The organism is Reyranella sp. (genome assembly GCF_044224635.1).
Classification (GTDB): domain Bacteria; phylum Pseudomonadota; class Alphaproteobacteria; order Reyranellales; family Reyranellaceae; genus Reyranella.
Map to the genome: position 1 here is coordinate 13,597 of NZ_JBGAKA010000001.1, position 14,393 is coordinate 27,989.

Consider the following 14,393-nt stretch of genomic DNA (forward strand, 5'->3'; position numbering starts at 1 on the left):
CCGACGAGAAACGGCGCGGCATCGAGCCCGGAATCCGTCGCTACGGATGCGCGGCGATCAGCGCCTCGGCGTTCCTGATGCCGGTGAGCACGCTCGCCGGGTCCGAGCCGACAGGGTCGAGCAGGTTGGTCGCCGCGGCATTGTCGCTCGCGCCCAGCCAATTCGTGTGGTGCTCCTGCTGCTCGCGCACGTAGGCGAGACTCACCGCCACCTTGCCCATCAAGGTGGTGATGTCCTTGCCCGCCGCCGTGTCCTGTGCCCCGCTCATGATGTTGATCAGCACCGAGCCCACGAATTGCCCGGCCTGCAGGGTCTCCCTGATCTGGCCGGTCCAGTAACTGAGCCCTCCCGCATCGGACGGGCGGTTGAACAGGTTGTTGTAGACGCTGTCGAGGAAGGTGCTGATCTGGGCATCGCTGGCGCCGAACGGATTGGCCAGGAAAGGATAGAGCGCCCTGGCCTCGTCACTGATGCCGAAAGAGCTCGCGATATTTGAGAACAGCGCCGCCGCACCCTGCGCCGGCAGCAGCCGGTTGAACTCGCCGACCCAGAACCCGAAGCCTCCGGCATCGGCGGCGCGGCCGAAGAACGTGACGTAGGTCGAGGCGATCTGCTCCTCGGCGCTGAGCGCCAGCAGGTTGAGCGTGGGCGAGGTCCCGCCGGCCTGCACCGGCACGACGTAGATCACCGCTTCCGCATTCTCGCCACCGCCGACGCCGGCGGCGCGGTAGGTGAATGCATCGATGCCCGAGAAGCCGAACAGCGGCGTGTAGCTGAAGCCGCCGCTGGCAGCGAGCTGCAGCGCGCCATGTGTCGCCGACGCGACCACCGTGGCGCTGGTCGCGCCCTGGTCGTTGGCCAGCACGCCGGTCGCTGCCGTCACGACCAGCGTGTTGCCCTGGTGCAGGGTATAGGCGTCACCGTGCGCCGCGACCACGCTGTCGTCGGTCTGGATCGTGCCGACCGCCGTCGCCAGGCCCAGCACCAAGCCGGACGAAGGATTGGCCAGCGTCACCGTGAAGCCCTCGTCGGTCTCGATCATCGTGTCGGCCGCGGCGTTGACCGTCAGGGTCTTTGTGCCCTCGCCGGCCGCGAAGGTCAGGATCCCGGACGGCAGGGTACCGCCGAAATCCGCCGCATTGGCTTGATTGACGCCCGAGCCGGTCACCGACCAGGCCACCGTCTGGGCAACGACCGGGGCCTGGCCCAGGCTTACGGTGAAGGTGTACGCAGTGGTGCCGCTGTTGCCTTCCGGCTTCGCGGCGGCAAGGGCGGCGATCGACACCACCGAACGATCCTCGTTCACGATCGTGCCGCTCGCCGTCGACGGCGTGCCGATCACCGCGCCCGCCGACGCGCTGGACAGCGTCACCTGGAAGGTCTCGTCCGGCTCGACCGTCGTGTCGCCCGACACGTTCACCGTCACAGCCTTCATGAGCTCGCCTGCCGCGAAGCTCACGCTGCCCGTCGCCAGGGTGCCCGAGAAATCGGCTGCATTGGCCGGATTGCCGCCGCTGCCGGATACCGTCCACAACGCGCTCACCGCAACATCGACTCGGCCATCCCGCGACACTGTGAAGGTGAACGGCGTCAACCCGCTGTTGCCTTCGTCGCGCACGGCGTTGAGCACCGCGATCGACAGGCTCGCGAGCGAGTCGTCATTGCCGATCGTGCCCGTCGCGCTGGCATGACCAGCGTCGATCGTCGCCGCAACGGCGTTCGCCAGGGTCACGGTGAACGTCTCCGCGCCCTCGTCCGCCGTATCGCCTTGCACGACGATCTCGATCACCTGGCTGATCTGGCCCGATGCGAGCTGCACCGTACCTTGGGGCAGCACGCTGCCCGGGAAGTCGTTCTTGTCGGCGCTGCCGGCTCCTGCCCCGGCGACCGACCAGTCGACCATCGCGGTGCCCGTCGTGTCGCCGGACCGTACCACCGTGAAGGTCAGCAGCGTGGTGCCGCTCTGGCCCTCGTTCTTGCTGGCCACCAGCGGGGCAATCGACAGCGTCGCCGGCGCCGTCGAGGCGAAGGCGACGTCCCCCGCCGTCAGGCTCGTCTTGACGACGTTCTGAAGGGTCAGGGTGTCGCCGTTGCCGAGATCGATGACCGTGTCCTTGCCGACCTGGCTCGCCTTGCCCATCACCGCCGCCAGGTCGGTGAGCGACGCGACCAGCGACAGGTTCAGCTTGTCGATGCCAACCTCGAAGTCGGCCACGACATCGGCGCCGTAGCCCGCCGAGAACACGACCGTGTCGCTGCCCGGGCCGCCGACCAGCATATCCGGCCCGCCCTTGCCGTCGAGCGTGTCGTTGCCGGCGCCGCCCTCCAGGCGGTTGGCCACGGTACTACCGTACATCGCATCGTCGCCAGTGCCGCCCACCGCGTTCTCGACCTCGGTCAGCGTATCGACGCCGGCCTGAGGCCCGATGCCTCGCGCCTTGCCATCGGCCAGGTCGATCAGCAAGCCTGCTCCCGTCACGGCGTAGCTCACCGTGTCGATGCCGGCACCACCGTCGTAGCTGTCGTTGCTGCCATCGGCCGTGGCAATGATGGTGTCGTCGCCGATGCCGCCGCGCACCGTGTCGGCGCCGCTGCCGGCATCGAGCGTGTCGTCGCCGTCACCGCCCTCGACCAGGTCGTCGCCGCCCAGGCTCGAGATCGAATCGTTGCCGCCGTTGCCCCTGATGACGTCTGTATCGTTCGTCGCCTTCGGCTGCAGTCCCGGACTCGTCGTGCCGTCGATCACGTCGCCGTTTGCCGTCCCGACGATGAAGTTGCCGGCCGGCAGGGTGAAATCATCGACATCGAGCTCCGACATGTCGACATTGGCCAGCACCAGCTTGTTGCCGCTGCCGAAATCGATCTCGGTGTCGACGCCGACCTGCTTGGCCGAAACCAGGACCCGGGCAACGGTGGTGAACACCTGGGTTACCTGGATGCGATCGACCGTGCCCTGCCCGGCCACGAAATCCGTGATCGTGTCGAGCCCTTCGCCACCGTAGACGAACAGGTCGTCCCCGGTGCCGCCGGTCAGCATGTCGCTGCCCGCGCCGCCCGCGAGCGTATCGGCGCCGCTGCGGCCGTCGATCGTGTCGTTGCCCAGGCCGCCTTCGAGGCGCTCGTTGTCGACGTGACCGGTCAGCACGTCATTGAAATCGGTCCCGATCGCCACTTCGAACCCGGACACCTTGGCATTCTGGCCGTTGACCGTCGCCGTGCCGAGCTCGAGCGACAGCTCGACGGCGCTCTTGGCCGAGGCGAAGCTCAGCGTATCGACGCCGCTGCCGCCCAGCAGCTGGCCACGCCCGCCGGCGACGAGAATGGTGTCGTCGCCGCCGCGGCCATCGAGGATGCCGTCGCCCGTGAAACGGCCGATCACGTCGCCGGCCTTCGAGCCGATGGCGGATTCGATGCTGATCAGCGAATCGGTTCCCTCGCCGGTCGCCTTGCCGGCGATCAGGTCCACGGTCACCGAGACCGACAGGTCGGAATAGTCGACCGTGTCGGTCCCGCCGCCGCCGTCGAGCACATCGTCGCCGGCGCCGCCCTTCAGCACGTCGTCGCCGAGACCGCCCGCCAGCTGGTCGGCTCCGCCAAGGCCCGACAGCAGGTTGTTGCCGTCATTGCCGACGATGATGTTCGAGGCGACGTTGCCGATCCCGGTCAGGCCGGCGGTGCCGAGCAGCTGCAGGTTCTCCAGCTCCGCAGCCAGGGTATAGTCGATGAACGACTGGACCGTGTCGGTTCCTTCGCCGCCGATCTCCGTCACCTTGTCGCCGACATTGTCGACGACGTAAGTATCGTCGCCCTTGCCGCCGATCATCTCGTCGGCGTCGGCGCCACCGTCGAGGATGTTGGCGAACTCGTTGCCGGTGATGACATTGACCGTCGCGTTGCCGATGCCGACCAGCGCCTTCGAGCCGACCAGGACCAGCGCCTCCAGGCCCTCGCTGAGCTTGTAGCTCACTGTCGCGAAGACTGTGTCGAAGCCGCCCCCGGTAACGATCGCGCCGCCGACATTGGCACCCGGCAGATCCTCGATGATGATGTCCTCGGGAATGTCGACGAAATATGTATCGTTGCCGCCGAATCCGCGCATCGTGTCGAGGCCGGCCCCGCCGTTCAGGATGTTGTCGATCTCCGACTCGTACTGACCAAAGATCACGTTGTTCAGCGCGTTGCCGTTGCCGCGTATCGCCTTGCCGGTGAGCGACAGGTTCTCGACGTTGTCGCCCAGCGTATAGTCGACCCCCGAGACGACAGTATCGTTGCCTTCGTTCGGGTTCTCGACCACGAGGTCACCCACCGCATCGACACCGTAGATGTCGTCGCCCGCGCCGCCGAAGAACGTGTCGTTTCCGAGTTGGCCCTCGAGCGTGTTGTTGCCGCTGTTGCCGGTGATGACGTTGTCGAAATCGTTACCGCCACCGTCGATATCGGCGGTGCCGACCAAGGTCAGGTTCTCTATGAAGCCGACGCCGAGCAGCTTCGAGCCCGGCAGGACGAAGGTGATCGACGATTCGACGGTGTCGACATCGGGTCCAGCCTTCTCGTTGATGTAGATGACCTCGTCGCCCGGATCGTCGATCACGTACGTGTCGGCGCCGTCGCCGCCGTCGAGCTTGTCGCTTCCGCCTTTGCCGTCCAGGCGGTTGGCGGCGCCGTTGCCGGTGATGATGTTGTCGAGATCGTTGCCGGTGCCGTTGATGTCGTCGTTACCGGTAAGCGTCAAGTTCTCGACGTTGTTGCCCAGAGTGAAGGTCACCGAGGACTTGACGAGGTCGGTGCCTTCGCCGGCCGTCTCGACGGCAGCGTCCTCGGCATGATCGACGATATAGATATCGTCACCCTTGCCGCCGGCCATCGCATCGTCCGACTGGCCGCCGTCCAGGATGTTGGCGAGATCATTGCCGACCAGGATGTCGCTATCGCTGCCGCCGATCGCATTCTCGATCCAGCCGTACTGGATGCCGGTGTTCTTGTCGGTCCATAGCATCGCCAAGCCGACGTTGTCCTTCAGCTTGCCGATCGTCGAATAGCTTCCCGGGTTGAGATCGATGATGACGCTGCTGCTCTGATTGGCGCCACTGATCCAGTCGGTGCCACCAGCATCCCAGATGGTCAGGATCGTGCGCTCGCCGTCGCCGAACGGATAGGCCTGGTTCGTCCCGAACACGGGGGGACCGAAATAGGTATCGTCGCCGGCCCTGGTATCGAGATTGGCGCCGTAGAGCTCTTGTGCCGCCTGGATGTCGAGCACCATCGGTGTGATGGGGTATTTGGCGGCGTCCAGGGCAAGACCGGCCTGCGATGGATGGAGCCGGTTCGCCATCACCGTGGCTTTCTGGTTGTACTCCGGGTTTGTCTCCTCGCCTATTGGATGTATAAGGCCAATGGAGTGGCCGAATTCGTGCAGGAAGGTGTTTCCGCCGCTGTTGTCCAGCGTCGGAGCCAGCATCAACGGCGTACTGGAATTATTCACGAAGACATCGCCGTGAGGGCTTGGAGTGCCGATGACGGCGGTCGCGATCCTTTGCGCCATGAGGCCGTAGGTGTCGGACTGAACCTTGGCGTTGGGATAGCCGGCGAGAACCGGCTCCCCGTTGTTGCCGACCAGTCCGGCAAGGCCGACACCGTTCTTGCCGTTGGTCGAATAGGCGTCGAAGGCGCCGAAGATGATGTCGCTGGTGACGACGGCGCCGGCGCGCACCTGGTAGACGAACAGGCCATTGACGCCAGTGTTGCCCGGCATTGCCGGCAAGGCGAGCAGGGCCGCTTCGTTGCCCGACGCCGGCACCTCTTCGAAGTTCTTGCCGTTGCCGGCGGTCCAGCCGGCATGGGCCGCCGTGCCGTTGAGGCCGTTATTGCCGCCGCTCAGGTCACCGGCTGTCCATTCGATCTGCTGGTAGCGGAATACGATGTCGAAGTCGTTGCCGACGCCCGCGCCGCCGCCGCCGCGATCGTAGAGCTGAAGCTGGAACCAGTTGGCCTTCGGAACGTGAGTGCTGTTGGCGACGCTGAAATAGTCGACGCCGGGCCAAGTGACCGTCAGGACGCGGTTTGTCGTATCCAGGTCGTAGACGACCTGTGGCGGCGTGTTGATCGGCTCGGTGGTGTCGAGGCGGCTGTCGATGTCGGCCCAGAACGCAGCGATCAGAGGCGTGCCACCGGACGTGATCGTGGTTGGCGTATAGGTGGAGACGGCACCGCCGAACGAGACGCTGCCGTTCATATTGACGAACAGGTCGTGATAGGTCGTGCCAAAAAAGTTGAGACCGTTGGAGAATACCGTATCGATGCTGACCATCGGATTTGGGCCGTCGTCGCCGCGCCCGACCATGGTCTCGCCGAATCCCGTGGTGCCTCCCAGGCCTGCGACCAGGGTGCCATTGCCCGTTACCGGCGCACCCGGTCCGCCTGTGCCTCCCTCGCCGATCTTGACGGCATTGATGTTCGCGACCTCGTTCCAGGCCTCCACCGCGGCAACGGCAGCTGCTTGCTGGGCGGGGGTCAGCAGGATCGTCGCCCCGATCGGCACGATCTCGTCTACGGTGCCAGTGTTGAACTCGTTGATCTGGACAGCGTCGTCGCCAAGCTTGCCGTCATAGTCGACCAGCGGGAAGTAGCTCGGAACCTTCGTCGGGAACGAATAGGTGACCGTCTTCGTTCCGTCGTGCCAGCGATTGTTGGGCGATACGATAAGATCCTTGTAAGTAACGGCCATCTCTGTTCCCCAAACCCGCGCGACTGTTGATTCGACGCATCCCGAGCCATTGACGTGCAGCGACTGCCCCAGTGTCACAAGAAGCCCAGGCTGTCCGCCAGACCAGAGCAGCGTCGACTTCGACACTGCCGCCGCCATCGCACACCCCCACACCGGAAGCGATCACCCGAAAATCAGCGGGCCACACCGCCCGACGAGCGTCAAGCGACAACCCCGGGGCCCGTCGCCAGCGAACCAATTAATAATGTGCGCAGGCACGACATCGACCAGCACGCCTTGTAATGATGTGGCCTGACCACCATCCGAGTAGAAACTCAGCTGATATCGGCGCCCCTAGCTCTCCTGCCGCCCGCCCGTGCCGACAGTGGGTGAGTCGGCCAACGTGCGGGATTTACCCCGCGTTGCATTACCGCCGCGGCAACTGGCGAGGCGCTGCATCGTTGGTCGCACCAGAGGCAACTGGGTTGATCACCTCGAGACGGGACTGTCGGCGTTCGGCGGTTCCTGCAGGGATTTCGAGCTGGGCCGGCTCTGACCGGGACTCGAAAATAAGCCTCGCCGCGGGAAGATTTGACGCCGGCGTTACCAGAAGCGACGAGATCCGAAGAAGGTGACCAGCGTGTTCTCGTCGCGATGTCGTCCTCCGAGGGACGCTGCGAGGCAGGCCGCCGCGCAGGCCACGGCCAGGATCGCCGCAGCAGCGAAGGCCGCGATCAGCGCACCCTTGCGCGCGGTGTCGGCAGCGTCGCGAGCCTTCTGTTCCGCCGCCTTGAAGTAGGCGAAGGCCTCATCGACCCGCTTTTCCGCATCGGCTTGGGACAGGCCCGTCTGGCGCATGACCGTATGCACCAGCATCGTGCGATCGTTCGCATCGAGCTGCGGGTTTTTGAGATTGGCGGCGAACGCACGCGCCACCGTTGGAACCAGCTCGCCGCGCGATGCGCCAGCCGGCGGCGCTGCACCTTCAGCCGGGGCGAAGATCCTGTCGGCGGCATAGTCCGTCGCGCTCGTAGACAGTTGGCCGGCCATCGCGCCGAGAGTGGGATTTGCAGCGGCACCGGCAGTGCCCGCCGCAGCAACCGTGGCCGTCGACTGGACGGCGGTCTTGATGGCCCCGGTCGCTCCCGACAGGGCGAGCACGCTGCCGAGGACCACGCTCAGCGCCCATACGCCAAAGCCATGGGCGCCGTCGCGGAAATGAGATTCTACGGTATTGGTCTCAGCCCAGGCGCTGCGCGTCCGTCCGGCCAGATAGCCACCCAGCGCGAAGCTCACGATGACCACAATCGCCGCATACGTCGCCGACAGGATGCCGAGCGCCTTGGCCGACAGCCCGGCATACGGATAGGGAGAGACGCCGGCGAGTCCGAGCGCCGTCCCGAATGTCAGGAGCACTATCGAGATGGCGCTCGCCCCCAGGGTTCCCAGAATGACCGGCCCCCATTCGAGATAGCGGACGTCCTGGGGCGCGGCTACCGCCGCAACAGGGGCAACTTCCGTCGTTCGAGCAACAGCCATCTGTCCCTCCTTCAGCGCAATCCGAGGAACGACAGAATGAACATCACGATGACGACCAATCCGACCAGATAGACGATTCCGTCCACGTCAATCTCCCTTGGGTTGGATGCCTGTCGGGCAAATCTCCACAGGCGGGCGAACGGCGTACGGAAGACATAGTTCCGCTATTTGACCAGGAGAGCTGAATTATTATTGCCGAGGAGGAAGCGTACGGTCTCGATCCATTCCTCCGAGCATCCGACAGAAAATCGCCTCGATTGCAGTCATTGCCGGCAACGAATGAAGCGAGACCTCGTTGGCGCAAAACAATAACCCACCAAGAGAGGTTTCAATGGTCAAGAAACTCCTGATCGTGGCCCTGCTGAGCAGCGGGGCGGCCGTTGCCTATGCGCAGAGCCCGCCGCAGCAGGCGGCATCTCCGCCCTCCGCTACGGCATCCATGCCCCAGGATGCGGCCGCGTCGGCGGACACGCGCAAGCTGATCGGCCGCAACGTGAAGAACGCCAACAACGACACGATCGGTGAAATCAAGTCGATCCACATCGGGCCGACCGGCAAGGTCGACAGCGTGATTGTCGGCGTGGGCGGTTTTCTCGGAGTCGGAGAGCGTGAAGTCAGCCTCAAATGGTCGGACCTGACCATCTCCAACGATGGCGAGAGCGTGAAGGTCAACATGACCAAGGACCAGCTCGCTGCCATGCCGCCCTACAAGTACAGGGACGAGACGTGGCGCGGCCAGGTCTTCACCGACAAGGGGCCGTGGACAGCCGAGCCGACGCGCAGCACCGCCGCAGACCGTACGGCGCCGGGAGCAGGAGCGGATACCCGCGCATCGGCCCGCGATCAGGCGGCGACGGTCAAGGGCGACTTCAATGCCGATGGCAACACGTCGGGGAGCGCAATCATCGGCGCCTCGATCCGCAATCAGGCCAAGGAAACGGTCGGCAAGATCAATGACATCTTCATCGACAAGAGCGGCGCGATCAAGACCGTCGTGGTTTCCGTCGGTGGCTTCCTCGGTGTCGGCGCCAAGGATGTCGCCGTGAAATGGGAGGACATCCACTTCCAGCGCGACGGCAATTCCGTCGTCCTGGTAACGGACTGGACCAAGGATTCGCTGAAGACGATGCCTGAGTACAAGAAGGAAAGCCGTTTGGCCCGCTAAGTCCGGCCCACCGGAATGGGAAAGGCCCGCCCTTCAGGGGCGGGCCTTCTCTTCGTGTGGCTGTCTTCTTGCTGGCTGCCGACCGGGCTCAGCCGGACTTACCAGAAGGTCGGTGCGCCGTAGTACTTGTCGACGCGGCGGCCATAGTCCGGCGTCCAGTGGAAATCGTCATCCATGCCATAGGTCGGAGCGCCCTCGAGCTTTTTCTTGTCGAGATTGACGACATAGCCGCCCTTGGCCTCGTCGTACTTCAGTGTCGACCAAGGCAGCGGATGATATTTCTCGCCGATGCCCAGAAAGCCGCCGAACGACATCACGGCATAAATCGCCTTGCCGCTCACCTTGTCGAGCATGATGTCCTCGACAGTCCCGAGCTTCTCACCGGCGAAATTGTAGACGCTGGTGCCTTCCACTCTCTCGGCCGCGATCAGGCTGCCGGACGTTATCTTGGTGGTCTCAGGGGTCACGATCCTGTCTCCTCTGCTTGCGATGAATGGGCGTCGGAAGCGCGGAAGCGCCCGGAGCGCCGACGCCCGAGGGCGCTTCGGGAGGATGTCGTCGTCCGCGGGCTATTTGCTGCGCGACCTGCGGCTCGGGACCTTCTTGCCCTTCTTGCGGGCTTCCGAGAGACCGATGGCAATAGCCTGCTTTCGGCTCGTCACCCTGCCGCCGCGACCCGCCTTGCCGCGCTTGAGAGTTCCCTTCTTGCGCCGCTCCATTGCGCCCTTCACCTCTCTGCTGGCGCTACGCGAATACCTGGCCATGCTGGCCTCTCCTTTCTCTCGACGCTTGCTGCGCCTCGATCCGCACGAACGCGCGAGGTGCATCGATTCGCTAACAGCCCGATCGGTTGCGGGTTTCACGCGTCGTCGGATTTTGTCGCAGCGCACGAGGCCGAGCGTGCAAATGTCGGCGAGAGCTGGCACCAGGCGACGTCGGAACAGGCACGATCCACCTGCCGTGTTCGTACCTCCCGCTTCGCAACGTCCGGCTCTTTGCACCGTTGGCGCGATAGCCCACGCCCGCAAAGGAGATTGGATCTTGGCAACCGCAAGCAAATCGGACGCGATCGCGCTCCTCAAAGCCGATCACCGCAAGGTCGAGGACCTGTTCGAGAAGTTCCAGCACGCGCGAGGCGAGGATCGAAAGGAATCCCTCGTCCGCGAGATCTGCACGGAGCTGATGGTGCATGCGACCATCGAGGAGGAGATCTTCTATCCTGCCTGCAAGGAGAAGATCGAGGACGAGGAGATCCTCGACGAAGCCTATGTCGAGCACGATGGTGCGAAGGTGCTGATCGCCGAGCTGCTGGCGAGCGAGCCCGACGCGGCATTCTACGACGCCAAGGTCAAGGTCCTGTCGGAGTTGATCAAGCACCACGTCAAGGAGGAGGAGAAGCGTTCCGAAGGCCTGTTCGCCCAAGCCAAGGAAGCAGGTCTCGACGTCGATTCGCTGGGCGCGCGACTCGCGGCCCGCAAGAAGCTGCTGGTCGAGAAATTCCAGGCCGGCGAAGCCTTGCCGCCGCCCGAAACACGGTCCTACACCGGACACGACTTGAAGCAGGGTCAGCCGGTGCAAGCGTCAGCCCCATAGGCGCCATTTCTTGCCATCCCCTGGCGCCCCACGAGGGATGAAAGCGGATTGAAAGGTCCTCTCGCGTGCTTCGAATGACACCATTGTCATGTCGAGCGCGGGACGGACCTTTCGCTGTCGACGAAGCGCCGCGTGACCTTGCCTCTTTCGGCAAGGCGGTGATAGGCGGCCGGCGCCATGATCAGGCCCATGGCCAGGGTGACGAGCAGGAAGGCAAGCAGATGAAGGCTCTGCTGCCGTTCGCTCAAGCTCTCGAATCTCTGATTGAAGACGGCGATGAGCTGGAAGCCCACGATGGCCTGCACGCCAGGCAGGCTCATGCGGGTCTCGTCGGTAACCGTCAAGCTGGACTCCCCGATCAGTCGAAAGCCAATGCGCCCGATCCGCCGCGGTTCCCCGCCTGGCGCCAGCTGCCGTCAAGCATCGGGATGCAGGTGCGGCGGAATTGGCGTATGGTCCGGCGAGCGTAGACTTCGGAGCATTCGCTTCCAGCCGGACGTTCCGGTCTCGAAGCCCTCCGCGGCAGTGGTCCAGTACGAGACGCAGTAGTCCTCTTCCAGACTGAGTGGTCCAGTTCGAGACGCGTAGTGGCGTTCAGCTTCTCGGCTCGCCCCAGTCGCGCGACCGAGAACGCGTAATCCCTGCACTGACAATCGATCAGCGGACAAGCATGACGGGAGGAATCTCATGGCTCGCATTGCGCGGCGTCGTCTTCTGAAGCTTTCTGGAACCGGCGCCGTTGCGGCGCATGCCGGCGGCATGGCTGCCATCCTGGCCAGCGGAAGGGCACCAGCCCTGGCGCAGGAAACCACGGTTCATTGGTTGAGATGGACGGATTTCGTGCCGGCTTCCGACGCCTTGCTCAAAGGCAAGATCACGCAGGATTGCAAGAAGGCGACCGGCATCAACCTCAAGCTCGAGACAGTCAACGCCAACGACTTGCAATCACGCATCACCTCGGGGATCCAGTCCGGAGCCGGGGCCGACATCATCATGGCCTTCGGCAACTGGACGCAGCTCTACGCCGACAGCCTGGCCGACGTTGGCGACGTCGCGGAAGAGATCGGCAAGGCCCAGGGCGGCTACTACGAAGTCTCCAAGCAGATCGCCACGGCCAACGGCAAGTGGATCGGCGTGCCGTGGTCGGCCGGCGGCGGCCTGATCGCCTGGCGCAAGTCGTGGCTCGAAGAGGCCGGCGCGTCGAGCTTCCCGGGCGACTGGGACAGTTATCGCGCGATCGGCAAGAAGCTCAAGGCCAAGAACCGGCCTTACGGCCAGACCGCCGGTCACACTTTCGGCGACGCGCCGGGCTGGTGGTATCCCTACCTGTGGTCGTGGGGCGGCAAGGAGGTCGAGGCCGACGGCAAGACCGTCGTCCTGAACAGCAAGGAGACCGTCGAGTCGATCAAGTTCGCCGCCGCCCTGTGGAAGGAAACCATGGATGAAGGCGGGCTGGCGTGGGACGACACCAACAACAACCGTGCCTTCCTGTCGCAAACCGTCAGCGCCACCCTGAACGGCGCGTCGATCTACATCGAGGCCAAGCGCAAGCCCGACACCTACAAGACCGAGAAGGGCACGCCGATGTTCCAGGACATCCAGCACGCCCACATGCCCAAGGGCCCGGCCGGCCAGTACGCGAGCCCGGGAGTCTTCACCGACATGCTGATGGGCTACTCGAAGAACCAGAAAGCGGCCAAGGACTTCATGCGCTGGATTCGTTCGCGGCCGGTGTACGATGAATGGTTCACCTCGCAGCAGGGCTACACCTGCGGCGCCACCCTGGAATGGGAGAAGCACAAGGTATGGGATGCCGACCCGGTCATGCGGCCATTCCATGATCTGCCGCGCGTCGGCCGACTGGTCGGCTACGCCGGGCCACCCAACCGCAAGGCCGCCGAGGTGGTGACCAAGTACATCATCGTCGACATGTACGCCAAAGCGATCCAAGGCATGCCGGCCGAGGAAGCAGCCAAGTGGGCGCACAGCGAGGTCGCCAAGGCATACACGTCCTGAGGGACGGCGCGGCGGACCGATCGAACGCGGCATCTTGGCCGGAAGCAAAGCAGGGGCGTCGCCGTCTTGCGGCGACGGCAAGATCGTTGCTGGGAGGGCGCCATTCGTAGGGCGCTAACGTTGGTCGACGACCAACAAAATCATCCTGCGTCTCGAAGGATGGGCCACACACGAGATCGCTGGAAAGCGGTGTCGCAGAACCAGCCAAGGTGCCGACCATAAGGCGAAAGTTACTTCGCCCGACCGACACGCGGCCCTGCGGGCCGCTCTTCAGGGTGAGATCCCTTTGTACGTTGGCGAATATGAGGGCGCCACTCGGTGGCCCTCCTCGTGTCACTCGCGACCAAAAACAATTTGCAGTCACCCCAAGCGTAGATGCAAGAAAACTGGCCATCGCGCCACGAGCCGCTACGATGCCCGCCGAACAAACCGAAGGATTCGTCGCAATGGCCGAACCGCTGCCCGCTCTCTGTCTGATCGCCGTGCCGGGGCGCCGCCGCCGCACCATCGAGCTCAGCCAGGAGACCGAGCGGCGCGGCTTCGCCGGCATCTACGTGCCGAGCCCGTTCGGCAACATGTCGATGTGCGAGGCGCTGTCGTGGACCACCAGCCAGGTCACCTTCGGCACCGCGATCGCGCCGATCTACCAGCGCACCATCATCGATTTCGCGCAGAGCGCGGCGATGATGCACGAGGTTTCGGGTGGACGCTTCCGGTTCGGCATCGGCATCGCGCACGGGCCCTCGCACGTGCGCATGGGCGTGACGCCCGGCAAGCCACTCGCCGACACGCGCGCCTTCATCGAGAAGTTCCGCGCCCAGGACGCCTTCGGCCCGCTGCCGCCGATCATCGTCGCGGCGCTACGCAAGCGCATGGTGGCGTTGTCGGGCGAGCTCGCCCAGGGCGTGGTGTTCGCCAACGCCGCGCGCTCGCACATGGGGGAGTCGCTGGGCGCGCTGCCGGCGGCCAAGCGCAACGATCCGGCCTTCTTCATCGGCAACATGATCCCGACCTGCATCAACGATGACGTCGACGCCGCCCGGGCGGTCAACCGGCGCACGCTCACCAACTACGCCTTCCTGCCCAACTACCGGAACTATTGGAAGGAGGCGGGCTACGTCGAGGAGATGGAGGCGATCGAGAAGGCGCTCGCCGAAGGCCGCCGCGACGACGTGCCGAAATACCTCACCGACAAGTGGCTGGCAGACAACACGCTGTTCGGTCCGGCGGCAAGGGTTCGCGAGGGCGTTGCCGCCTGGCGCGATGCCGGCGTCCACACGCCGATCCTCGTGCCGTCCTCGGCGGCCGGCAATCAGATGGCGGCGATCGACGAAGTCTTCACTGCCTTCGGCTGATCATCCTCGAGTCGCTTTACCG

The 14,393-nt window shown here is 64.6% G+C and carries 9 protein-coding genes; 4 read left to right on the forward strand and 5 right to left on the reverse strand.

Annotated elements, in window-relative coordinates:
* Positions 1 to 40: 40 nt before the first annotated feature.
* Both ACILR9_RS00075 and ACILR9_RS00080 read right to left on the reverse strand, forming a co-directional pair.
* Positions 41 to 6,724: a nidogen-like domain-containing protein gene (locus ACILR9_RS00075; RefSeq protein WP_395707835.1), complete on the reverse strand. Its 6,684-nt coding sequence runs from the start codon at positions 6,722 to 6,724 to the stop codon at positions 41 to 43.
* 582 nt (positions 6,725 to 7,306) lie between these two features.
* The gene (locus tag ACILR9_RS00080; RefSeq protein ID WP_395707836.1) at positions 7,307 to 8,242 is read right to left on the reverse strand and encodes a hypothetical protein; all 936 of its coding nucleotides are present in this window, start codon (positions 8,240 to 8,242) and stop codon (positions 7,307 to 7,309) included.
* Between the two features lie 331 nt (positions 8,243 to 8,573).
* On the opposite strand from ACILR9_RS00080, the gene ACILR9_RS00085 reads away from it, so the two are divergent.
* A complete protein-coding gene (locus ACILR9_RS00085) occupies positions 8,574 to 9,407 on the forward strand; it encodes a PRC-barrel domain-containing protein (protein ID WP_395707837.1) in 834 nt (277 codons plus the stop codon).
* A gap of 98 nt (positions 9,408 to 9,505) precedes the next feature.
* Here ACILR9_RS00085 and ACILR9_RS00090 read toward each other — a convergent pair whose 3' ends face one another.
* Positions 9,506 to 9,874: a PRC-barrel domain-containing protein gene (locus tag ACILR9_RS00090; RefSeq protein WP_395707838.1), complete on the reverse strand. Its 369-nt coding sequence runs from the start codon at positions 9,872 to 9,874 to the stop codon at positions 9,506 to 9,508.
* Positions 9,875 to 9,976: 102 nt separating this feature from the next.
* Entirely contained in the window at positions 9,977 to 10,234 is a 258-nt protein-coding gene (locus ACILR9_RS00095; RefSeq protein ID WP_395708168.1) for a DUF6496 domain-containing protein, read from the reverse strand.
* Positions 10,235 to 10,448: 214 nt separating this feature from the next.
* On the opposite strand from ACILR9_RS00095, the gene ACILR9_RS00100 reads away from it, so the two are divergent.
* Complete coding sequence (locus tag ACILR9_RS00100; protein ID WP_395707839.1) at positions 10,449 to 11,000, forward strand: hemerythrin domain-containing protein; 552 nt, start codon at positions 10,449 to 10,451, stop codon at positions 10,998 to 11,000.
* An 86-nt stretch (positions 11,001 to 11,086) separates the two neighbouring features.
* Here the strand turns inward: ACILR9_RS00100 and ACILR9_RS00105 are convergent, their stop codons facing one another.
* Positions 11,087 to 11,344 carry a DUF6328 family protein gene (locus tag ACILR9_RS00105; protein ID WP_395707840.1) on the reverse strand — a complete coding sequence of 86 codons (258 nt, stop codon included), beginning with the start codon at positions 11,342 to 11,344 and terminating at the stop codon, positions 11,087 to 11,089.
* A 343-nt stretch (positions 11,345 to 11,687) separates the two neighbouring features.
* Here ACILR9_RS00105 and ACILR9_RS00110 point away from each other — a divergent pair, with 343 nt between their 5' ends.
* Both ACILR9_RS00110 and ACILR9_RS00115 read left to right on the forward strand, forming a co-directional pair.
* Positions 11,688 to 13,016, forward strand: a complete 1,329-nt coding sequence (locus tag ACILR9_RS00110) for an ABC transporter substrate-binding protein (RefSeq protein ID WP_395707841.1) — start codon at positions 11,688 to 11,690, stop codon at positions 13,014 to 13,016.
* 446 nt (positions 13,017 to 13,462) lie between these two features.
* On the forward strand, positions 13,463 to 14,371 hold the full coding sequence (locus tag ACILR9_RS00115) for an LLM class flavin-dependent oxidoreductase (RefSeq protein WP_395707842.1): 909 nt from the start codon (positions 13,463 to 13,465) through the stop codon (positions 14,369 to 14,371).
* Positions 14,372 to 14,393 lie beyond the last annotated feature (22 nt).